This is a genomic window from Moritella sp. 24, from assembly GCF_018219155.1.
GTDB lineage: Bacteria > Pseudomonadota > Gammaproteobacteria > Enterobacterales > Moritellaceae > Moritella.
The window spans coordinates 211134-236458 of the sequence record NZ_CP056123.1 but is presented as its reverse complement, the minus strand read 5'-3'; the positions used below and the strand labels follow the sequence as shown (position 1 = coordinate 236458).

The window sequence follows — 25325 nt, the reverse complement described above, 5'->3', positions numbered from 1 at the left end:
TATTGATCAGGATGAGGTTAACTTATAGCATTTATATCATTTATAATTAGGGGCGAACGTTACGGATGAACATCACGGCTAATAGGGTTTTGTAACGAGATCAATGTTTCAGTCGACTGAACTTCTTCAATCTGCTGAATTTTATCAATTAGAACTTTTTGTAATTCATCAATAGAACGTGTCATTAACTTAACAAAAATATTGTAATTACCGGTCGTGTAATACGCTTCCACGACTTCATCTAACGCTTTTAATTGCGCTAACGCAGAAGGATAATCTTTCGCGCTCTTTAGATTAATACCAATAAAACAACAAACATCATAACCAAGTTTCTTCGGACACACTTCTACTTTAGTGCCCAGAATGACACCTGTTGATTTCATTTTTTCGACACGTACATGAATAGTACCCGCACTTACGTTAAACTTTTTAGCCAGTTCAGCATAAGGTACACGCGCATTAACCATGAGTGCATTAAGAATTTTTTTGTCTAATTCATCGAGATTAGTATTAAGCGGCATTACAACTTTCCGATCATAAGTAACAATACAAGAAGTCGATTATAACGCTAAAACCATAATCATCTAGCGTATAATTTGAATAATCTTGATAAAATACCTCTTTTTTGACTGCATAACTGCGATTTCACCATTATTTCATTAATTAACGACTCAGTTTTCTCAAAATAGAATTAGTTTTATAACAAAGTTAAAAAGACAGTTGGTGACATAGCAAGCTTGAGTTACCATTTCGACTAGCACAAGCGCTATTATTTATTCAGGTAATCTAATGTCTCAACAACAATATAATCTTATCGTCGTACTCGGTGCGACAGCATCAGGGAAAACACGTTTAGGTGTCGATCTTGCGAAACAATTAAACGGCGAAATAATCTCTGGTGACTCTAGACAGGTATATACCGGTTTAGATATTGGTTCAGGCAAAGATTTAGCTGAGTATGGTGATGTGCCTTACCATTTAATTGATATTATCGAACCCGGTAAAGAATATAATGCCTTTCGATTTCAGCGTGATTTTTTCTGCGCATTTAAAGACATTAACCAACGCGGTAAATTACCTTTACTCGTTGGCGGAACAGGCTTGTACATTGATGCTGTCGTTGCTGGTTATGAGTTTGTTCAAGTAGACAAAAACACAGCACAACGTGAACAATTTGCAGAAATGGCGTTGGAAGACGTACAACAAATTTTGCTTTCCCTCGATAGTGAATCTTATCAAGCAACGGATATTACCGCACGTCCACGTTTATATCGTGCTATCGAAATTGCACAGCACGCAACATCAGCAAGCACGCCACTAAAAACACCATTACCAGATGTTAAGCCGCTTTATTTCGGAATCAAATGGGATAGAAGCGTATTACGCCAGCGTATCACCTTACGCTTAAAAGAACGTTTAGAAAACGGGATGATTGAAGAAGTCGAAGGTTTACTAGCACAGGGTATAACCCATGAAAAGTTAGAGTACCTTGGACTTGAGTACCGTTTTGTAAGCCAGTATATCGAAGGTAAGATAAGCTATGATGAAATGTTTGATATATTAAATATTGCCATCCATAAATATGCTAAACGCCAAGATACTTGGTTTAGAAGAATGGAACGCCAAGGCGCAAAAATTCATTGGTTAGAAGGCACTGGCGATATCAATCAACAAGCGCAATTAGTACTAAGTCAATTCCAAAAAAGTTAACTTTTAGTCTCGAATAATAAATCTAGGATATAACTTCCGAAAATAAAAAAGCCACACCGAATGGGCGTGGCTTATTAACTTACCTATTTGTTATTTAGCTACTTGATGTTCAGGATTATATTTATCCATTACCACAGCACAAACAGCATCACCGGTAATGTTCAATGCAGTACGCACCATATCAAAAATACGATCTAACGCGAATAATAGTGGTAAACCTTCGATTGGAATGCCAGCCGCTAATAATACCGCAACAACAAGGAAAGACGGTCCAGGAACACCCGCTTGGCCAATTGCACCTAATGTCGATGTAAAGATGATCGCAGCATAAGCAGCCATACCTAATTCAACATTAAACATTTGTGCAAAGAACACGGCTACTAGACCATAATAAATAGCATTACCACTCATGTTGATCGTCGCACCTAACGGTAATACAAACGCAGCAGTTGAGTTAGCAAGTTTTAATTCTTTTTCACATACTTCCAGTGTCACAGGCAATGTTGCCATTGATGACGCTGTCGATAATGCTAATGCTTGAGGTTTCTTCATCGCAGACATAAATTTCAGTACTGGCGTATCAGAGAAAAACTTCACTACAAGTGGATAGAAAATGAAACCGTAGATAATAATCGCTGCAATATAAACAACAAACAATTTCATTACCACAGCTAGTGCGCTAAAACCAAACGTACCAACAGATTCAGCCATCAGACCAAAGACACCAATTGGGGCAATAATCATTACACAATTGATCATCCAAACAAATGCATCAATGATGGTATTTAAACCGTCCATGATTGGCTTAGCACGTTTGCGTTCAACCTTCGTTAATGCAATGCCAAAGAAGATACTGAATACTAGAATTTGTAAAATATTACCGCTCGTTAACGCACTGAATACATTCGTTGGGATCATGCCAATAATGGTATCAAATACACCCGGTAATGCGCCTTGCTCAGCAGTTACGACAGCTAAACCTGTCGCATGTTTAGAGAAATCAACACCAACCCCAGGTTCAAATACATTACCCATCACAAGCGCAAGTGCGACAGCAATCGCAGATGTCAGCATAAAGAAGACAAATGTACCAACACCAATCTTACCTGCTGAAGGACTGTCACCAAGATTAGCGGCACCAGCAATAATCGATACAGCAACAAGTGGAATCACTAACATTTTTATTAAATTAATAAACAGCGCGCCCAATGGTGCAAATATGGCAGCGCCTTCGCCCATGAAAGCACCGACTGCAGCACCAATGATCATAGCGACTACAACTTGAAAACCAATATTTTTAACTAGACTTTTTTTATCCTTAAGCAAAACACTCTCCCAACAAGGCTTTAAACAATACATTATACGTTAACGGAAAATCGCGGCGAAGATAACACAGCAAGTAAGGCATAAATGTGATCAAACGCCAACTTTTTAAGTATATCCTTGCAAAATCGATAACAAAGCATTGCCTTTTTAGGATAAATGATAATTAAGGGTCTAAATCTACGATTCATCAATTCTGGCTTAATAATGCCATTAGTCCACTCACCCGTTCCGTACGTAATTTAATCGCCTTTTTCATTACTGTTACGTTAGTAAATATATCTAATTTCTCTTTTGCACGAGTAATACCGGTATATACCAACTCTCTTGTTAGCACTGGGTTAAAGCGGTTTGGTAAAATCATTACCGTGTGTCTAAACTCAGATCCTTGCGACTTATGAATCGTCATCGCGAAAACAGTTTGATGAGGTGGTAATCGACTAGGTAGAAAAGACTGCACATTACCGTCAGCCATTTCAAAGTAAACTCGCATGCGGTGATCTTCATCTTGCATACAAATACCTATATCACCATTATATAAACCGAGGCCATGATCATTATTCGTGATCATAATAGGTCTACCTGCATACCATTCGGATTGGTCTTTACGAATCTTACGTGCCGCGAGCAATGCTTTTTCGATTCGCTGATTTAAACCTTCAACACCAAAGTCACCTTCTCTGATCGCAGTTAGAATTTGAAAATCATTAAAACAACGTAATATTGATTTTGCTTCATCATCACTCGGTGATACAACCACTTTAGCTAGATAATCTTGATAGCCTTGCTTCGCCATTGTGATAAGTGCGTCATAGGTTTCTGTCGATAACGGATGTAGGTTAATATCATCATGCTGATTTTCCCATACACTATCAAACTCTTTTAAGTCGCCTCTATTTACCGCTCCAGCCAAACAGCCAATACCTGATTCAGCATCAAAACGATAACTTTTACGCAGTAAACATAAGCTGTCATATATCGCTGTCGCATCTGCCGCCTGATATTGGCTTAACTCATAATCCGTGATTTTAGATAACCAGTTTGCTTGCCCAGCAGAATAGCCAAAATCGGCATAAGCACAAATATCAGCTAATACAGAGCCAGCCTCTACCGACGCAAGCTGATCTTTATCACCTAATAATATCAATCTAGCATGAGGTGGTAACGCTGCTAACAATTTCGCCATCAGTGGTAAATCCACCATAGAGGCTTCATCAACAACCAGAACATCAAGATGTAATGGGTTATCTTTATTATGACGGAATGCTTGTCGATTCGGTATCACGCCTAATAACCTGTGTATTGTACCCGCTTGCTCAGGGATTAATTCAGCGACCTCAACTTGTAAGTCTAATTTACCTTTCGCACCCGAAATTGATTCCGTTAAACGTGCAGCAGCCTTACCCGTCGGTGCAACAAGCTTAATCGTTAACGTTTGTTGTGCTAATAAACCTTGCTCAATTAACAAGGCTAATAACTTCGTTACCGTGGTCGTTTTTCCTGTGCCCGGTCCACCCGATATCACTGAAAAATGACGCGTAGCCGCAACCGCAACAGATAGCTTTTGCCAATTAAGACAATAAGCATCTGGGATCAAACTATCTAAAGCATGTAGTTCTTGGGCATTCTTAGCCGTGAGTAGTACTTGCTCTACATCACTCCAACTAATACGTCCTTTCTTTACAACGTCTAAGTACTTCGCTACAAATGATTGCGCACTAAAATGTGTTTCACGCTCTTTCGCTAAAATAGGAAATAAGAAACCATAATCACGTTTAAATAAACGATTAAGACTCGCACTTAAGTCTGGCTGCTGACTTTGCTTTGCTAAGCTTTTCAACTGCTGCGCTACTTGTAACTCGTAAGCCCAGTAGCGCTGCAAATATAATTTACCGGCATCAGCAACAAACTGCAGTGGTGCAGATTCCCCTACAACCGCTGAGTTTGCTAATAAATTTGGCCAAGCTTCACTATGGCTAGAAACTTCTGCTAATAACATGCGCGAACGATTTAAATTAAGGTCAAATAATGCATTATAATCGGTGTGTTTCAAGTCAATGCAAACATGACCTTTACCCAACTGATAACTGGTTAAACAGGCCAGTAAGATGATTGCAGGATCCGATTCATAATTACCAATAAAACGTGCGAATTGATAATCTAACTGACGAATTTGATTCTCGTTCGCCAATTCTTTTAAGCTCTGAAGTATGCTCATTATGCAAGTTCTCCTAAAAATAAGTCATCTAACTGCATAACAAAATCGAGTGATGGTTTAGTGAAAAATACACCATATTCATTACCCGTCTCAACTCTCATTCCACGTAAGAACAAGTAATAGACACCACCAAAATGCTGTTCGTAATCATAATCTGGAATACGTGAACGTAGAAAACGATGCAATGCCAAGGTATATAACTGATACTGCAGCTCATATCGATGTTCAATCATGACATGATCAATTGCATCTACAGTGTAATCAACTTGGCTCTCACCTAAGTGATTAGATTTATAATCAAGCACGTAATAACGGCCTTCATAAACAAACACCAAATCGATAAAACCTTTTAACATACCACTGACTTGTTGAAAGTCTAGTTCACCCGCTTGTTGAGATAATCCATCATGCTGCTTTATCAATACATTTAAATCAGCACAGTTAAGCGATGAAATAGGCATAAAGAATTCCATCTCGACTTTCTTTTTCGAGGGGGTTAATTGACGTAAACTAAAGCCATCCTGCAATGGACAATCCAAAACTTGATTAACCAGTTCCAGTAACACAGGTAACCAATCAATATCGTAACCTTCACGCTCTAATAATTGTAATATCTGCTCAGTTAATGCGTCTTCATCTACATTGGAAAAATCAATATGCTCAAATACAGTATGTAATAAAGTACCTGCCGCAGCGCCACGTGGAAAACTAAAGATATCCCAACTCATTTCCTGATCTTCATCTTTTTCGGTATTCACTTCAGCATCAAATCCCGGTAACTCCAGAGATGCATCATAACTAGAATGACGGTTCCCATGACTATGTCGTGATAATGCAGAATAACTTGTAACCCACCAGTTCTTACTGATCGGGTTAGTCATCCTTTTAGCTTGATAGGTAACAGCAGGTTCAACAATCGGTTGATAAGCAGGTACAGCAGCTAACGGTGGTTCAACAATAGCAACGCACGCTTGCTGCTCAGCTAATTTTTCAACACTGACTTTAAACTCTGTATCTTTGCACTCTTCACCTTGCTGTAATAAATAGCCCATCGCATTAAGGTGCATTTTATTATGAGAGTTCCCCATTTTAATCGCGCCTAGCCCTAACCATGTTGCATAAACACCACGGGTTAATGCAACATAGAGTAAACGTAAATCTTCCGCTAAACGCTCTTCATCCGCTTGATCTTTCGCTATTTCGAGTGCGTCAGAATCATCTAAATCGAGATGCACATAAGTATGACCATTTTTATGATAAAGCGGTGTTGATGCTTGCCTTGTAGCACAAATGAACGGCAGGAATACTAAGTTATATTCCAGACCTTTAGATTTATGGATAGTAACAACTTGCACTAAGTCAGCTTCACTTTCTAAACGCACTAATTGCTCTTGCGCATCGCCATTAGGGTTTTCAATTTTTTCACCAAACCAACGAAACAAGCTGTATTCACCATCAAGCTCTAAACTCGCTTCTTGCAATAGTTCACCTAAATGCAGTACATCAGTTAAACGTCGATCACCACCTTGTGCTGAAAGCATGATTGCGGCGATATTTTGTTTATTCAGTAACAATCTTAATGCCGGTAAGAAACCTTGCCACTGTAAGGTTTTTTGGTAGAGCTTAAATTCAGCAACCGTTTGCTCCCACACTTTTTCATCATTACTGAGTTGGTCTAGTTCGATTGCAGGTTTTTCAAAAATTGATGTGGCTAGTGCCGCACGTAATAATCCTTCATCTTCAGGATTCAATATTGCTGCGAAAATATGATATAACTCGCGCGCTTCACGACTGGCGAATACACTTTCACGATTCGACATATACACACTAGGAATGGATAAAGCATCAAGCTGATCACGCACTAATTTAGCTTCAGCACCAGTTCGCACAAGAACAGCAATATCACCAGCTTTTATCGGACGCCCCGATAGCATTGCATTACCTTGCTGTGCATCAGTCAATAAGGTCGCAATTTGGTTCGCTGTCGCCTTTGCATAAACTTGTTGATATCGACCCTTTGTGATATTTTTCTGGTCTTCTTCTTCATGTAGCCACAGTTGTAGCGCCGCCGGTTCATTACCATTTAATAATAACGGTTTGCTTTTACCATGTGAATCAACAGGCTGGAAACTAATGCTGTCTTCATAAATAAACGGCTTGTTCGCATGTTCAAATACACGGTTAACCGCACTCACCATTGAACTCGAAGAACGCCAGTTTTTAGCTAACGTATAATGAGCTTCTACATTTTCACGGGCTTGCATGTAAGTAAAAATATCTGCGCCACGAAAACTATAAATCGCTTGTTTCGGATCACCAATCATGAATAAGCCAGCACCATCTTGCTTGCCATAAATGGTATTAAAAATATCGTATTGTTGTTGATCGGTATCTTGGAATTCATCAATCATGGCGATTGGATATTGGCTTCGGATACATTCAGCTAAACTAACGGCTTGCTCACCTGTTAACGCCTCTGATAATCCAGACAATAAATCATCAAACGATAGCAGCTGTGACTGATTTTTGGTTTTCATTACGCGCGCACGCACATATTCAACAGCTTTAACGATGAAACAATCTTTAAGGGATAATGGTTTTTCTAATAAACGCTCAATATCATCAAATACTTGATGTTCAGGTGATACTTTACCCTTTTTAGTTTTAGTCGTTAACGCATGTTGAGAAAACTTAACCAGACAATCAGGCAAATCATTTTGTGTGGTTTCTGATTGCGACCATGTCAGCATTTCATTCAACCATTTCGACACACTCGCTGGACGATAACTATTACCGTTCAAATTACCTGCTTGAATCAATTCACAAAGATCACCGACATTTTTAAACCATAACTCTTTAACCTGCTGAATCGATGCCACTAACTTGTCGTAATCTTCAGTAATATCATCGCTACTTGTTTTAGCAATAAACTCAATATCGGTATTAGATAGGTACCCTGCAATGTCTCGTAATAGTGCTTGAGGTGATGACCAAAAACTATGTACCATATCGACCATTCCATCGTTATAACGATAAAAATGGCTACGCCAGAAATCAGCAACTGCATTAAATTTTAACTGTGATTCATCAGTAATGAATTCACTTTCAAATAATGCACCAGATTCAAATGCATTTTGCTTAAGCATGCGCTGACAAAAACCATGAATAGTATAAATAGCCGCTTCATCCATCTGCCTTTCAGCCGCTAATAATAATTTTGCACAACGTCCATAATCTTGCTTATGAGTATCTGCAAGTAGCAAACTTATTACGGGGTCATTACTATGACTAATACTAAATGCGATACGCGCTTGATGAATACGCGCGCGAATACGATCGCGTAACTCTGCCGTTGCAGCCTCCGTAAAGGTTACAACTAATATTTGCTCAACCGTGAGTAGTTGGCTTTCACCTTCTTTGTTATAAGCATTCTCACCGCCATGCCCTAAAAGTAAGCGCAGATATAAACTGGCGATGGTGAATGTTTTACCTGTACCAGCAGATGCTTCAATCAGACGTTCACCATATAGTGGAAACGTCATTGCATTTAGAATATTTACATCAGCCATTATTCAACATCCTCTAGGTAATCAAATATCGGAAATAGTGTGGTTTCAGAGGATGCTTTCATCAAGTCATAAACGTCATCATTTAAACGTGGAAAACTGCGCTGTAAGTAATCATCCGCATTTTCACCCATACGGTTATAACCACCTTCGAAATTTAACAATGCTTCAGCACGTAATTTATATTCATCAGGTTCAGAACTTGAACACATTGTTTTTGCCCAAACCCAGCCCGTTTTTGGAAATAGAGCAAAAGGCTGACAACAACCATCGTTATAAACTTCAAGTAATTGAAATAATAATTCTCGCGCACGAGATGACTCAACCACTTTAAGACTCTGTACGATGGGTTTACCCGCAGTTAAGTGAACCAAAGTCGTCGGCATCGGATTTTTAACGCTAATACAGAAGCACAAGTGCTCTAACCAAACTTGTAAATAGTCCTTACCATTGAACCCGCTTGGCTTATGTCGCACCAGACCACCGTTATATACTTGTTTTAGCCAACCAACCAATCGGCCTGATACCAGTGGAATATCAACTTCAATATCATCATTATTGTTTGTTAAGAGAGGAATGAGCACCTGAGCAAGTTGGCTCACCGTCGCCACTTCTTTGTTTAATGATATTTGTCCGAATCGACCAAGAGGAAGACTGCCAGAGGCAACTAACCGATCCGTCACTTGCTCAACATCGCCCCCCGCTAATTCAGTTTCTAGCAATTGTGCTTTAAGATGGTATTTTTCTAAATTATCGACATCAAAAGGCTCATCATCCAATACATCAAGACTTGCTTGGTTAAAGTAAACTTTCAAACGACGGTTAAAGAAATATTTGGTTGGGTGACGATAAAAGCGCAATAACTCCGCTAACTCAATTTCTTGAGTATCATCATTAACAATTAATGCGGGTAAGGGTTCACTTAAGAACTCTCTTAACTCAACGTCGGGCGCTAATGCGGGTAACCATTCTTTAGCAAAAGAAGTTGGCGACTCAGGATTGAAATAACGCGCATCAAAAGGTTGTAATGCATGATGAATAATTAAATGGTTAAGTAAACGCTCTGCAGATTCATCAGGTGAAAGATTTTCATCTCCCGTCATACAAAAACTTTGCTGACAATATTGTAATAACTCAGTAATCAATACCGACGGTAAACGTTCACTTTTATCACGAATACTGTTACCAATGTAGCTAATATATAGTTTACTTTGAGCCGAAATCAGTGCTTCTAAAAACAGATAACGGTCATCATCACGACGACTACGATCACCTTGTTTATGATCGTTGGCCATTAAATCAAATCCCATTGGAGGTATTGAACGAGGATAAACACCATCATTCATACCAAGTAAGCAAATAACTTTAAAGGGAATTGAACGCATTGGCATAAGCGTACAAAAGTTAACTTGCCCTGCGAGGAATTTTTGGCTTGAACCCACTTGTGATAATGAATTATTTAAATAATCACGTAAAACGAGCGGTGTGATCAACTTTTCGTAACTGGCACTTTTTAGCTGTTCATCAAGGTGAGAAAAGGCATCACGAATAATTTTTATCGATTGTTCATCATCGACATCAATTTTGTAAAAACTATCGATGAGTGTATTGGCTAACTTAATCCAATCAACAATCGACTTAGGGTCTTGCAATGCCGTAATGCTATCTAATAACGCTTCAATAAATTGAGCCAATTTACCCAGCAATTCGGCTTCAATACCCTGCACTTCTTGATACGGTAAAATACCTTGGTAAATGTCATCACCGCCATATGCATAACCTAACAGCATTCGATGTAAGCCAAACAACCAGGTATTTTGCTTCATACCTGGTAAATCAAAGCGTGTTGCATCATCCTCATCTAACCCCCAACGAATACCCGACTCATCAATCCACTGACGTAAGCGGTTAAATTCATCAGGTGTAATAGCAAAGCGAGCCAGCACTGCAGGTACTTCTAATAACGAAAGTAATTCAGAAACATTACAGCGTGATAAAGGTAGAGCTAGTAACTGTAAAAAGCTAAGTAGGATAGGGTTATCATATTGTGCACCACTATCAGAAACTGAAAATGGAATATAACGTTCATCATAACGGTCAATTGCGCCAAACACAGCTTGAATATAAGGACTGTAGCCATTCACATCTGGCATCATAATAACCACGTCACGTGGGTTTAAATCTGGGTTTTCCGCAAACATAGTAAGTAGATTATTATGTAGAACTTCCACTTCTCTCATCGGGCTGTGGCAGCTATGCAGCTCAAGTGAAGTATCGGAAATATTAACAGGCACTTTATAACTACTGTCACGCTCATTAGTATCATTTAGCGATATATTAAATTCAGCCATACTGCGATCGGACAAATCTAAAATATCACGCTGGATACTAGCCAATAAGCCTTCACTTTCCGGTTCAACAAATACATCTAATTCCTGACAGCCAAATCCAGTTAATAAAGCTAAGTTATCCCGGCCCAGTTTACCCATAGATGCTAATAATGGATTACCAACTTTAAACGCATCATCTTCATCAAATAATGCGCGAACTGTATCTTCATCATTCGCGCTAATTTTATTACTCATCCCCAATTTTTCATTATTGTGATTAAGCATCGTGCGTTGTTTTAGCAACCACTTAGGGTCAATAAGATCCCCCCAATATAACCGACACGGGTTCGATAACATGAAATGAACATCAGTATGTTTACCAAGCGTTTGCAGTGCATCTAAATAGCGCGGAGGCAGTGCTGAAACACCGAAAACAAATATGCGAGCAGGTAAAAGCGTCGCATCAAAATTCGGGTGATTAAGACGCGCAATAAATTGATCGTATAAGTTTGCACGATGATAATGAGATTGACCAAGCTCTTCTGTTTTTGTAACTAATGCGCGCCATAATAGCGGTTGCCAAGGATGTGTATCCGCATGAACATTTTCACCAGACTCCCAAGCAGCAACCCATACCGGTCTATACACTAAATATTGGTCAAAGGTATCCGATATTTTTTTACATAGTTGAAATAGGCGATAGTCATCGGAGTCGTCCGCTAAGTAATGCTTTAAAGATTCGAATTCAATTTGTTCCAATAAATCAGGCAGTATCAGCATTAACTTCCACGACATCGCTTCTTTATTAAAAGCACTTTTATCGGGAATATTAGGTAATACTTTCTGAAACATTTTCCAAATAAAAGAAGCAGGTAATGGAAAAGTAATATTTGCCGATATGCCCATCGACTTAGCTAATTCCATTTTCACCCATTGCGCCATACCCGGGCTTTGCACTAGAACTTGCTCTTCGACAAAAGGATCCGCAAGTGGGTCTTTAGCAATAAAGTGAGCCATAAGCTCTTTTAAAATATCTAACTGATTCGAATGATAAAGATTAAACACGGTAACTCCAGACTGATAACCTACTGGAATTGTGGAGCATACCAACTAACTATGCAATATAGAAAAAACAACATGTTGGTTTTTGCGACAGAAATAGATAAACACCTGCAGATACAAAGATCTTAGATTGTTAAGGCCTGCCATTATACGGCTCCAAATAAAAAACCAGCCGAAGGCTGATTTTTATTGTGTTACTTATCATCGAAATCAGTTCTATCACGTGATTTCACTGCATTTTAGACACAAAAAAGCCGATACCATCACTGATATCGGCTCTCTCTAATTTGGCGCTTGGCGATGCCCTACTCTCACATGGGGAAGCCCCACACTACCATCGGCGTTATTACGTTTCACTACTGAGTTCGGAATGGGATCAGGTGGTACCGTAACACTATGGTCACCAAGCAAATTCTATTTGCTTTCAACTTGAAACACATGGTTTCAATCTTTAAAATTTGAAAAGCTATAAATAAAGAAGTCTTTAAAACATAAAGTGTTCAATCTATTCTTAAGTCGATATTTCAATTAATCATACTTTAATTTGTATGGTTAAGCCTCACGGGTAATTAGTACAAGTTAGCTCAATGCCTCACAGCACTTACACACCTTGCCTATCAACGTTGTAGTCTCCAACGGCCCTTCAGGGGACTTAAAGTCCCAGTGAGAACTCATCTCGAGGCCTGCTTCCCGCTTAGATGCTTTCAGCGGTTATCAGTTCCGAACTTAGCTACCGGGCAATGCTATTGGCATAACAACCCGAACACCAGTGGTTCGTCCACTCCGGTCCTCTCGTACTAGGAGCAGCTCCTCTCAATTCTCAAACGCCCACGGCAGATAGGGACCGAACTGTCTCACGACGTTCTAAACCCAGCTCGCGTACCACTTTAAATGGCGAACAGCCATACCCTTGGGACCAACTTCAGCCCCAGGATGTGATGAGCCGACATCGAGGTGCCAAACACCGCCGTCGATATGAACTCTTGGGCGGTATCAGCCTGTTATCCCCGGAGTACCTTTTATCCGTTGAGCGATGGCCCTTCCATTCAGAACCACCGGATCACTAAGACCTACTTTCGTACCTGCTCGACGTGTCTGTCTCGCAGTTAAGCTGGCTTATGCCTTTGCACTAACCACATGATGTCCAACCATGTTTAGCCAACCTTCGTGCTCCTCCGTTACTCTTTGGGAGGAGACCGCCCCAGTCAAACTACCCACCAGACACTGTCCGCAACCCCGATAAGGGGCCTACGTTAGAACATCAAACGTACAAGGGTGGTATTTCAAGATAGACTCCACATCATCTAGCGACAATGTTTCACAGTCTCCCACCTATCCTACACATGTAGGTTCAATGTTCAGTGCCAAGCTATAGTAAAGGTTCACGGGGTCTTTCCGTCTAGCCGCGGGTACACTGCATCTTAACAGCGATTTCAATTTCACTGAGTCTCGGGTGGAGACAGCGTGGCCATCATTACGCCATTCGTGCAGGTCGGAACTTACCCGACAAGGAATTTCGCTACCTTAGGACCGTTATAGTTACGGCCGCCGTTTACCGGGGCTTCGATCATGAGCTTCGACCTAAGTCTAACCCAATCAATTAACCTTCCGGCACCGGGCAGGCGTCACACCGTATACGTCATCTTTCGATTTTGCACAGTGCTGTGTTTTTAATAAACAGTTGCAGCCACCATTTCTCTGCGACCAACAATAGCTTACGGAGCAAGTCCTTCACCATCATTGGCGTACCTTCTCCCGAAGTTACGGTACCATTTTGCCTAGTTCCTTCACCCGAGTTCTCTCAAGCGCCTTAGTATTCTCTACCTAACCACCTGTGTCGGTTTGGGGTACGATTCTCTTATATCTGAAGCTTAGAGGTTTTTCCTGGAAGCCGGGTATCAACTACTTCATCTCCGTAGAGACTCGTCATCAGTTCTCAGCCTTAATGTATTCCCGGATTTGCCTAAGAATACAGCCTACAACCTTAAACATGGACAACCATCGCCATGCTAGCCTAACCTTCTCCGTCACCCCATCGCAATATAAGTGAGTACTGGAATATTAACCAGTTTCCCATCGACTACGCCTTTCGGCCTCGCCTTAGGGGTCGACTCACCCTGCCCCGATTAACGTTGGACAGGAACCCTTGGTCTTTCGGCGTGGAGGTTTTTCACCCCCATTATCGTTACTCATGTCAACATTCGCACTTCTGATACCTCCAGCAAGCTTCTCAACTCACCTTCAACGGCTTACAGAACGCTCCTCTACCATGCAAGAACAAGTCTTGCATCCGTAGCTTCGGTGGTATGTTTAGCCCCGTTAAATCTTCCGCGCAGACCGACTCGACCAGTGAGCTATTACGCTTTCTTTAAAAGATGGCTGCTTCTAAGCCAACTTCCTGGCTGTCTGAGCCTTTCCACATCGTTTCCCACTTAACATACACTTTGGGACCTTAGCTGACGGTCTGGGTTGTTTCCCTTTCCACGACGGACGTTAGCACCCGCCGTGTGTCTCCCGCGATTGAACTTATTGGTATTCGGAGTTTGCAAAGGGTTGGTAAGTCGGGATGACCCCCTAGCCTTAACAGTGCTCTACCCCCAATAGTTAGACGCGAGGCGCTACCTAAATAGCTTTCGAGGAGAACCAGCTATCTCCCGGTTTGATTGGCCTTTCACCCCCAGCCACAAGTCATCCGCTAATTTTTCAACATTAGTCGGTTCGGTCCTCCAGTTGATGTTACTCAACCTTCAACCTGCCCATGGCTAGATCACCGGGTTTCGGGTCTAATCCCAGCAACTATTCGCGCAGTTAACACTCGGTTTCCCTACGGCTCCGCTATTCGCTTAACCTTGCTACTGAAATTAAGTCGTTGACCCATTATACAAAAGGTACGCAGTCACAGAACAAGTCTGCTCCCACTGCTTGTACGTATACGGTTTCAGGTTCTATTTCACTCCCCTCACAGGGGTTCTTTTCGCCTTTCCCTCACGGTACTGGTTCACTATCGGTCAGTCAGTAGTATTTAGCCTTGGAAGATGGTCCTCCCATATTCAAACAGCATATCACGTGTGCCGTCCTACTCGATTTCACAGTAAGGTCGTTTTCATGTACGGGACTATCACCCTGTATCGTGAAACTTTCCAGAATCTTCCACTAACTTCCAAACTGCTTAAGGGCTAGACCCCGTTCGCTCGCCGCTACTAAGGGTATCTCTATTGATTTCTTTTCCTCGGGGTACTTAGATGTTTCAGTTCTCCCGGTTCGCTTCGTAACGCTATGTATTCACGTTACGATACTCTACAAAGTAGAGTGGGTTCCCCCATTCGGAAATCTGTGGATTAACGCTTTTTATCAACTCCCCACAGCTTAACGCAGATTAACACGTCCTTCATCGCCTCTGACTGCCTAGGCATCCACCGTATACGCTTAGTCACTTAACCATACAATCTAAAGTCGACCGTACAATTGAAATAACTAGGTATTATCTAGTTTTTTTCGCCTCAAGAATACTCAAGAACACTATATTGTTATTGCCGAAGCAATAACGTGTTTTAAGAACTTCTTTATTTATTCAGCTTTCCAAATTTTTAAAGAGCAATTTGCTAAAAAGCAAAGATAAGTAGTAATACTTAGCTTTGATTTTTAATCAGAAAGAAAAGTGGTATCCCGTACGAGATTTGAACTCGTGTTACCGCCGTGAAAGGGCGGTGTCCTAGGCCTCTAGACGAACGGGACACAATTTACTTTCGACGTTTGGATTTCATCCCAAACGTTGTCTTTAACGTTTCTATTCAAGCAATTTGTGTGGGCACTTACAAAAATTAACAACTTTACGTAAGGAGGTGATCCAGCCCCAGGTTCCCCTAGGGCTACCTTGTTACGACTTCACCCCAGTCATGAACCACACCGTGGTCATCGCCCTCCCGAAGGTTAAGCTAATGACTTCTGGTGCAGCCCACTCCCATGGTGTGACGGGCGGTGTGTACAAGGCCCGGGAACGTATTCACCGTGACATTCTGATTCACGATTACTAGCGATTCCGACTTCATGGGGTCGAGTTGCAGACCCCAATCCGGACTACGACGCACTTTATGGGATTCGCTTACCATCGCTGGTTTGCAGCCCTTTGTATGCGCCATTGTAGCACGTGTGTAGCCCTACTCGTAAGGGCCATGATGACTTGACGTCGTCCCCACCTTCCTCCGGTTTATCACCGGCAGTCTCCTTAGAGTTCCCACCATTACGTGCTGGCAAATAAGGATAAGGGTTGCGCTCGTTGCGGGACTTAACCCAACATTTCACAACACGAGCTGACGACAGCCATGCAGCACCTGTCTCATAGTTCCCGAAGGCACCAATTCATCTCTGAAAAGTTCTATGGATGTCAAGAGTAGGTAAGGTTCTTCGCGTTGCATCGAATTAAACCACATGCTCCACCGCTTGTGCGGGCCCCCGTCAATTCATTTGAGTTTTAACCTTGCGGCCGTACTCCCCAGGCGGTCTACTTAATGCGTTAGCTTAAGAGCCCAGTTCTCAAGGAACCAAACTCCGAGTAGACATCGTTTACGGCGTGGACTACCGGGGTATCTAATCCCGTTTGCTACCCACGCTTTCGCATCTGAGCGTCAGTTACTTGCCAGGTGGCCGCCTTCGCCACTGGTATTCCTTCAGATCTCTACGCATTTCACCGCTACACCTGAAATTCTACCACCCTCTCAAGAACTCTAGTTTGCCAGTTCGAAATGCAGTTCCCAGGTTGAGCCCGGGGCTTTCACATCTCGCTTAACAAACCGCCTGCATGCGCTTTACGCCCAGTAATTCCGATTAACGCTTGCACCCTCCGTATTACCGCGGCTGCTGGCACGGAGTTAGCCGGTGCTTCTTCTGCGAGTAACGTCACAGTAAGCAGTTATTAACTACTTACCTTTCCTCCTCGCTGAAAGTACTTTACAACCCGAAGGCCTTCTTCATACACGCGGTATGGCTGCATCAGAGTTTCCTCCATTGTGCAATATTCCCCACTGCTGCCTCCCGTAGGAGTCTGGACCGTGTCTCAGTTCCAGTGTGGCTGATCATCCTCTCAGACCAGCTAGGGATCGTCGCCTTGGTGAGCTCTTACCTCACCAACAAGCTAATCCCACTTGGGCTCATCTAGTCGCGAGAGCTTTCAAGAAGAGGCCCCCTTTCACCCGTAGGTCGTATGCGGTATTAGCAGTCGTTTCCAACTGTTGTCCCCCTCGACTAGGCAGATTCCCAAGCATTACTCACCCGTCCGCCGCTCGACGCCAGAATAGCAAGCTATTCTTCGTTTCCGCTCGACTTGCATGTGTTAAGCCTACCGCCAGCGTTCAATCTGAGCCATGATCAAACTCTTCAATTAAAGTTTTTTGACTGATGCCTAAAATCATTACTGATAATAAGTATAAAGTCGGCTCAATGAATTCTGTACTTCAACAACAAACCGAAGTTTGTTGTTTATAAAACCAAATCTTTCGATTTAATTTAATGTTCATAATTACATTGATATAATTTTTGGTCATTATATCTCTGTAAGTACTCACACAGATTGCTTGAATAAATTGTTAAAGAGCATTGACCTTACGGTCTGATTGTGTGCATTTAGGCACTACAATTTTAAAATAACACTCATTGAATGTTATTTAAGAATTGTTGGCGGAGCGGACGGGACTCGAACCCGCGACCCCCGGCGTGACAGGCCGGTATTCTAACCAACTGAACTACCGCTCCGCACAATCTGTGCTGATAAATATCAGTCTTAATTTGGCGCTTGGCGATGCCCTACTCTCACATGGGGAAGCCCCACACTACCATCGGCGTTATTACGTTTCACTACTGAGTTCGGAATGGGATCAGGTGGTACCGTAACACTATGGTCACCAAGCAAATCTAGTTTGCTTTCAAGTTATATCTCTAAAATCTGAAAAGCTATAAATAAAGAAGTCTTTAAAACATAAAGTGTTCAATCTATTCTTAAGTCGATATTTCAATTAATCATACTTTAATTTGTATGGTTAAGCCTCACGGGTAATTAGTACAAGTTAGCTCAATGCCTCACAGCACTTACACACCTTGCCTATCAACGTTGTAGTCTCCAACGGCCCTTCAGGGGACTTAAAGTCCCAGTGAGAACTCATCTCGAGGCCTGCTTCCCGCTTAGATGCTTTCAGCGGTTATCAGTTCCGAACTTAGCTACCGGGCAATGCTATTGGCATAACAACCCGAACACCAGTGGTTCGTCCACTCCGGTCCTCTCGTACTAGGAGCAGCTCCTCTCAATTCTCAAACGCCCACGGCAGATAGGGACCGAACTGTCTCACGACGTTCTAAACCCAGCTCGCGTACCACTTTAAATGGCGAACAGCCATACCCTTGGGACCAACTTCAGCCCCAGGATGTGATGAGCCGACATCGAGGTGCCAAACACCGCCGTCGATATGAACTCTTGGGCGGTATCAGCCTGTTATCCCCGGAGTACCTTTTATCCGTTGAGCGATGGCCCTTCCATTCAGAACCACCGGATCACTAAGACCTACTTTCGTACCTGCTCGACGTGTCTGTCTCGCAGTTAAGCTGGCTTATGCCTTTGCACTAACCACATGATGTCCAACCATGTTTAGCCAACCTTCGTGCTCCTCCGTTACTCTTTGGGAGGAGACCGCCCCAGTCAAACTACCCACCAGACACTGTCCGCAATCCCGATAAGGGACCTACGTTAGAACATCAAACGTACAAGGGTGGTATTTCAAGATAGACTCCACATCATCTAGCGACAATGTTTCATAGTCTCCCACCTATCCTACACATGTAGGTTCAATGTTCAGTGCCAAGCTATAGTAAAGGTTCACGGGGTCTTTCCGTCTAGCCGCGGGTACACTGCATCTTAACAGCGATTTCAATTTCACTGAGTCTCGGGTGGAGACAGCGTGGCCATCATTACGCCATTCGTGCAGGTCGGAACTTACCCGACAAGGAATTTCGCTACCTTAGGACCGTTATAGTTACGGCCGCCGTTTACCGGGGCTTCGATCATGAGCTTCGACCTAAGTCTAACCCAATCAATTAACCTTCCGGCACCGGGCAGGCGTCACACCGTATACGTCATCTTTCGATTTTGCACAGTGCTGTGTTTTTAATAAACAGTTGCAGCCACCATTTCTCTGCGACCAACAATAGCTTACGGAGCAAGTCCTTCACCATCATTGGCGTACCTTCTCCCGAAGTTACGGTACCATTTTGCCTAGTTCCTTCACCCGAGTTCTCTCAAGCGCCTTAGTATTCTCTACCTAACCACCTGTGTCGGTTTGGGGTACGATTCTCTTATATCTGAAGCTTAGAGGTTTTTCCTGGAAGCCGGGTATCAACTACTTCATCTCCGTAGAGACTCGTCATCAGTTCTCAGCCTTAATGTATTCCCGGATTTGCCTAAGAATACAGCCTACAACCTTAAACATGGACAACCATCGCCATGCTAGCCTAACCTTCTCCGTCACCCCATCGCAATATAAGTGAGTACTGGAATATTAACCAGTTTCCCATCGACTACGCCTTTCGGCCTCGCCTTAGGGGTCGACTCACCCTGCCCCGATTAACGTTGGACAGGAACCCTTGGTCTTTCGGCGTGGAGGTTTTTCACCCCCATTATCGTTACTCATGTCAACATTCGCACTTCTGATACCTCCAGCAAGCTTCTCAACTCACCTTCAACGGCTTACAGAACGCTCCTCTACCATGCAAGAACAAGTCTTGCATCCGTAGCTTCGGTGGTATGTTTAGCCCCGTTAAATCTTCCGCGCAGACCGACTCGACCAGTGAGCTATTACGCTTTCTTTAAAAGATGGCTGCTTCTAAGCCAACTTCCTGGCTGTCTGAGCCTTTCCACATCGTTTCCCACTTAACATACACTTTGGGACCTTAGCTGACGGTCTGGGTTGTTTCCCTTTCCACGACGGACGTTAGCACCCGCCGTGTGTCTCCCGCGATTGAACTTATTGGTATTCGGAGTTTGCAAAGGGTTGGTAAGTCGGGATGACCCCCTAGCCTTAACAGTGCTCTACCCCCAATAGTTAGACGCGAGGCGCTACCTAAATAGCTTTCGAGGAGAACCAGCTATCTCCCGGTTTGATTGGCCTTTCACCCCCAGCCACAAGTCATCCGCTAATTTTTCAACATTAGTCGGTTCGGTCCTCCAGTTGATGTTACTCAACCTTCAACCTGCCCATGGCTAGATCACCGGGTTTCGGGTCTAATCCCAGCAACTATTCGCGCAGTTAACACTCGGTTTCCCTACGGCTCCGCTATTCGCTTAACCTTGCTACTGAAATTAAGTCGTTGACCCATTATACAAAAGGTACGCAGTCACAGAACAAGTCTGCTCCCACTGCTTGTACGTATACGGTTTCAGGTTCTATTTCACTCCCCTCACAGGGGTTCTTTTCGCCTTTCCCTCACGGTACTGGTTCACTATCGGTCAGTCAGTAGTATTTAGCCTTGGAAGATGGTCCTCCCATATTCAAACAGCATATCACGTGTGCCGTCCTACTCGATTTCACAGTAAGGTCGTTTTCATGTACGGGACTATCACCCTGTATCGTGAAACTTTCCAGAATCTTCCATTAACTTCCAAACTGCTTAAGGGCTAGACCCCGTTCGCTCGCCGCTACTAAGGGTATCTCTATTGATTTCTTTTCCTCGGGGTACTTAGATGTTTCAGTTCTCCCGGTTCGCTTCGTAACGCTATGTATTCACGTTACGATACTCTACAAAGTAGAGTGGGTTCCCCCATTCGGAAATCTGTGGATTAACGCTTTTTATCAACTCCCCACAGCTTAACGCAGATTAACACGTCCTTCATCGCCTCTGACTGCCTAGGCATCCACCGTATACGCTTAGTCACTTAACCATACAATCTAAAGTCGACCGTACAATTGAAATAACTAGGTATTATCTAGTTTTTTTCGCCTCAAGAATACTCAAGAACACTATATTGTTACGAACTTAATCGTAACGTGTTTTAAGAACTTCTTTATTTATTCAGCTTTCCAAATTTTTAAAGAGCATATGCTAAAAGCATAGTTTTCGTCTCTAACTCTGAATTTCAGAGTTAAAAAAACCAAAGTTAAGTCGCTTGCTATTCTAAGCAGATTTAACTTTGGTCTCTTCCTGAGAACATGATGTGGTGGAGCTATGCGGGATCGAACCGCAGACCTCCTGCGTGCAAGGCAGGCGCTCTCCCAGCTGAGCTATAGCCCCACATCATTGTGGCTAGTAAAATTGGTAGGACTGAGTAGATTTGAACTACCGACCTCACCCTTATCAGGGGCGCGCTCTAACCAACTGAGCTACAGTCCTACTGACATTTTACTATGTCTTTAATTTCTCTATTCAAGCAATTTGTGTGGGCACTTACAAAAATTAACAACTTTACGTAAGGAGGTGATCCAGCCCCAGGTTCCCCTAGGGCTACCTTGTTACGACTTCACCCCAGTCATGAACCACACCGTGGTCATCGCCCTCCCGAAGGTTAAGCTAATGACTTCTGGTGCAGCCCACTCCCATGGTGTGACGGGCGGTGTGTACAAGGCCCGGGAACGTATTCACCGTGACATTCTGATTCACGATTACTAGCGATTCCGACTTCATGGGGTCGAGTTGCAGACCCCAATCCGGACTACGACGCACTTTATGGGATTCGCTTACCATCGCTGGTTTGCAGCCCTTTGTATGCGCCATTGTAGCACGTGTGTAGCCCTACTCGTAAGGGCCATGATGACTTGACGTCGTCCCCACCTTCCTCCGGTTTATCACCGGCAGTCTCCTTAGAGTTCCCACCATTACGTGCTGGCAAATAAGGATAAGGGTTGCGCTCGTTGCGGGACTTAACCCAACATTTCACAACACGAGCTGACGACAGCCATGCAGCACCTGTCTCATAGTTCCCGAAGGCACCAATTCATCTCTGAAAAGTTCTATGGATGTCAAGAGTAGGTAAGGTTCTTCGCGTTGCATCGAATTAAACCACATGCTCCACCGCTTGTGCGGGCCCCCGTCAATTCATTTGAGTTTTAACCTTGCGGCCGTACTCCCCAGGCGGTCTACTTAATGCGTTAGCTTAAGAGCCCAGTTCTCAAGGAACCAAACTCCGAGTAGACATCGTTTACGGCGTGGACTACCGGGGTATCTAATCCCGTTTGCTACCCACGCTTTCGCATCTGAGCGTCAGTTACTTGCCAGGTGGCCGCCTTCGCCACTGGTATTCCTTCAGATCTCTACGCATTTCACCGCTACACCTGAAATTCTACCACCCTCTCAAGAACTCTAGTTTGCCAGTTCGAAATGCAGTTCCCAGGTTGAGCCCGGGGCTTTCACATCTCGCTTAACAAACCGCCTGCATGCGCTTTACGCCCAGTAATTCCGATTAACGCTTGCACCCTCCGTATTACCGCGGCTGCTGGCACGGAGTTAGCCGGTGCTTCTTCTGCGAGTAACGTCACAGTAAGCAGTTATTAACTACTTACCTTTCCTCCTCGCTGAAAGTACTTTACAACCCGAAGGCCTTCTTCATACACGCGGTATGGCTGCATCAGAGTTTCCTCCATTGTGCAATATTCCCCACTGCTGCCTCCCGTAGGAGTCTGGACCGTGTCTCAGTTCCAGTGTGGCTGATCATCCTCTCAGACCAGCTAGGGATCGTCGCCTTGGTGAGCTCTTACCTCACCAACAAGCTAATCCCACTTGGGCTCATCTAGTCGCGAGAGCTTTCAAGAAGAGGCCCCCTTTCACCCGTAGGTCGTATGCGGTATTAGCAGTCGTTTCCAACTGTTGTCCCCCTCGACTAGGCAGATTCCCAAGCATTACTCACCCGTCCGCCGCTCGACGCCAGAATAGCAAGCTATTCTTCGTTTCCGCTCGACTTGCATGTGTTAAGCCTACCGCCAGCGTTCAATCTGAGCCATGATCAAACTCTTCAATTAAAAGTTTTTTGACTGATGCCTAAAATCATTACTGATAATAAGTATCAAGTCGGCTCAATGAATTCTGTACTTCAACAACAAACTAAGTTTGTTGTTTATAAAACCAAATCTTTCGATTTAATTTAATGTTCATAATTACATTGATATAATTTTTGGTCATTATATCTCTGTAAGTACTCACACAGATTGCTTGAATAAATTGTTAAAGAACATTGACCTCAACGCTTTGCGTCGTAGTCAGGCTGCGTATTTTACACAAGCCAATTTTGAAGTCAAGCACATATTTGCACTTTATTTCAGGAAGTTTAATAAGTAACTTTCGATACTGATAAACACCTTTACTTAGCGGCTATTGCCGTGTCAGTGAGGTCGCATTATAGAGAACTAATCACTTCAAGCAAGGATTTTAATCTATTAACAACTAAAACCCCAAAAAAACCAGTTAAAAGTAGTAAAACACATCTTAATGTACGAAAAACAACCTACTTCGTATTATATTCATTATAAACGTACTGCATGCCAGCTTTATTAAACGCAACGACTTGATATGTATCTGTTGCGCCAGGGACATCCATACCAGGAGCACTCTGCGGCATACCGGGAGTTGCAATACCTTTCATTCTTTTGTTTTGAGCTAGGAGCTTTTTAATATCAGCAGCGGGAACATGCCCTTCAACGACAAAGCCATTAATTATAGCAGTATGACAAGAACGCAAATTCGTTGGAACTCCATACTGGTTTTTCACATCATTCATATATTCACTATTAATAACGTTCAATGTAAAACCTGCATCTTCCATTTGATCTACCCACTCAGTACAACAACCGCAGTATTGAGATTTATACACCGTCATCTCTTCTGCTATTGCAGCACTACCAACTAAAGTGAAAGTAATTAACGCCGGCTTGAGAAGTTTAGTTAAAAGTGTCATAAGAAATTCCTTACCTAAATAATGTGATGATAAACATTACAGTTAAGGTAAGGTCAATTGTGTTCCTGCTGATGTTGTGTAAGTAGGTTTTTATATTCACTTAAATATTGTCGACTCATATGAAGATAATTGAACTCATGCATAACACGATCATAAGCAAACGCTGTTTTTATTTGACTTCGGCTATGGATGAGGCTTTTAGCTATTGCTGACTGTAAGGCTGATGGATCTTTAGGTGGTACAATCCAGCCTCCATTATCATGCGATAGCATATGCGGCATGCCGCCAACATTAGTAACAACACAAGGCACTCTTGCTTGCATTGCTTCAAGTAAAGCAATTGGCGTTCCCTCTGTAATAGAAGGCATGATGAAAACATCAAAATGGCTAAAGTATCCAACGAGTGATTCAACAAAACCAAATAGTAAAACATGATTAGCCAAACCTAATTGAGTTATCTTCTCACGTAAACGATGTTCTTCACTTCCAGCTCCAAAGATAACAAGCACTGTATTCTGATCATTCTCAATTAATTTAGGTAAGGCATCTATAAGCGTATCAAAACTTTTTTCCACTGCAAGTCGGCCAACAGCCATCAATCTTGTTGTTTTATTTTGAAGAAATACCATTAAACGCTTTTCGATAGTACAACGAGGGGTATAGCCACCGATACCATTCTCAATGACAGTATATTTATCAGATGCTAATTCTTGGATACTTGATAGCCTTTCCATATTCTTGCTAACAAGAAAGATTTTATTTAACTTCTTTAATGATTGCTTATCTAGATATTGATACAGTGCCATCTTGCTAAATTTAGGTGCTGAAACATATCCATGCACAGTTGCACAATAGCATTTAAAACGATTCCGTTTGGACATTAAACCAAATAGTATATTGAACTTATAACCATGTGAATGAACAACATCAAAATCGTGTTTCTCTGCAAAATATTTTGTGTAACGACTAATACCAAGAGACTCCATTTTCTTCAACCGAATAGCATTAACCGTTATGCCATGCTGGCGACAAATAACTTCAAACTCTTTATCTCCTTGGCCTTTATAACCAAAGCTAAGTAATGCAGCTTCATGACCAAGCACTCTTAATCCAAGTATCAGCTCAATTAAAACTCTTTCAGCGCCATAAAAACCTCCACTTTCGATTACATGTAGAATTTTCATTGTAATTTC

At 42.6% G+C, this 25325-nt stretch carries 8 protein-coding genes, 4 tRNA genes and 6 rRNA genes; 1 reads left to right on the top strand and 17 read right to left on the bottom strand.

The window, feature by feature from the left end; all coding sequences use genetic code 11:
* Window positions 1-59: 59 nt before the first annotated feature.
* Window positions 60-521 (bottom strand): transcriptional regulator AsnC, encoded by a 462-nt coding sequence (asnC, locus tag HWV00_RS01095; protein ID WP_211684328.1) that lies wholly within the window; start codon window positions 519-521, stop codon window positions 60-62.
* 268 nt (window positions 522-789) lie between these two features.
* On the opposite strand from asnC, the gene miaA reads away from it, so the two are divergent.
* Entirely contained in the window at window positions 790-1710 is a 921-nt protein-coding gene (miaA, locus tag HWV00_RS01090) for a tRNA (adenosine(37)-N6)-dimethylallyltransferase MiaA (protein ID WP_211684327.1), read from the top strand.
* Window positions 1711-1800: 90 nt separating this feature from the next.
* Here the strand turns inward: miaA and HWV00_RS01085 are convergent, their stop codons facing one another.
* From HWV00_RS01085 to HWV00_RS01010, 16 genes are all read right to left on the bottom strand, one after another.
* Window positions 1801-2979 carry a dicarboxylate/amino acid:cation symporter gene (locus HWV00_RS01085; protein ID WP_255555016.1) on the bottom strand — a complete coding sequence of 393 codons (1179 nt, stop codon included), beginning with the start codon at window positions 2977-2979 and terminating at the stop codon, window positions 1801-1803.
* A gap of 244 nt (window positions 2980-3223) precedes the next feature.
* A complete protein-coding gene (gene recD / locus HWV00_RS01080; RefSeq protein WP_211684325.1) occupies window positions 3224-5251 on the bottom strand; it encodes an exodeoxyribonuclease V subunit alpha in 2028 nt (675 codons plus the stop codon).
* A complete protein-coding gene (recB, locus tag HWV00_RS01075) occupies window positions 5251-8820 on the bottom strand; it encodes an exodeoxyribonuclease V subunit beta (protein ID WP_211684324.1) in 3570 nt (1189 codons plus the stop codon). The genes recD and recB overlap by 1 nt, the downstream gene beginning before the upstream one ends.
* The gene (recC, locus tag HWV00_RS01070; protein WP_211684323.1) at window positions 8820-12212 is read right to left on the bottom strand and encodes an exodeoxyribonuclease V subunit gamma; all 3393 of its coding nucleotides are present in this window, start codon (window positions 12210-12212) and stop codon (window positions 8820-8822) included. Before recC ends, recB begins: the two co-directional genes overlap by 1 nt.
* Window positions 12213-12501: 289 nt before the next feature.
* Window positions 12502-12617: ribosomal RNA gene (rrf, locus tag HWV00_RS01065) — 5S ribosomal RNA — on the bottom strand.
* Window positions 12618-12757: 140 nt separating this feature from the next.
* Window positions 12758-15649, bottom strand: a 23S ribosomal RNA gene (locus HWV00_RS01060).
* Window positions 15650-15868: 219 nt separating this feature from the next.
* Window positions 15869-15944: transfer RNA gene (locus HWV00_RS01055), tRNA-Glu, on the bottom strand.
* Window positions 15945-16044: 100 nt separating this feature from the next.
* Window positions 16045-17589 (bottom strand): 16S ribosomal RNA (locus tag HWV00_RS01050).
* 291 nt (window positions 17590-17880) lie between these two features.
* Window positions 17881-17957: transfer RNA gene (locus HWV00_RS01045), tRNA-Asp, on the bottom strand.
* Window positions 17958-17995: 38 nt separating this feature from the next.
* Window positions 17996-18111: ribosomal RNA gene (gene rrf, locus HWV00_RS01040) — 5S ribosomal RNA — on the bottom strand.
* Window positions 18112-18237: 126 nt separating this feature from the next.
* Window positions 18238-21129, bottom strand: a 23S ribosomal RNA gene (locus tag HWV00_RS01035).
* Window positions 21130-21403: 274 nt separating this feature from the next.
* Window positions 21404-21479: transfer RNA gene (locus tag HWV00_RS01030), tRNA-Ala, on the bottom strand.
* A gap of 22 nt (window positions 21480-21501) precedes the next feature.
* A tRNA-Ile gene (locus HWV00_RS01025) sits at window positions 21502-21578 on the bottom strand.
* Between the two features lie 77 nt (window positions 21579-21655).
* Window positions 21656-23200 (bottom strand): 16S ribosomal RNA (locus HWV00_RS01020).
* Together the 16S, 23S and 5S rRNA genes with 4 tRNA genes alongside form the textbook arrangement of a ribosomal RNA operon.
* 482 nt (window positions 23201-23682) lie before the next feature.
* Complete coding sequence (locus HWV00_RS01015; RefSeq protein WP_211684322.1) at window positions 23683-24132, bottom strand: DUF411 domain-containing protein; 450 nt, start codon at window positions 24130-24132, stop codon at window positions 23683-23685.
* Between the two features lie 53 nt (window positions 24133-24185).
* The gene (locus HWV00_RS01010; protein WP_211684321.1) at window positions 24186-25316 is read right to left on the bottom strand and encodes a glycosyltransferase; all 1131 of its coding nucleotides are present in this window, start codon (window positions 25314-25316) and stop codon (window positions 24186-24188) included.
* Between the last annotated feature and the right edge of the window lie 9 nt (window positions 25317-25325).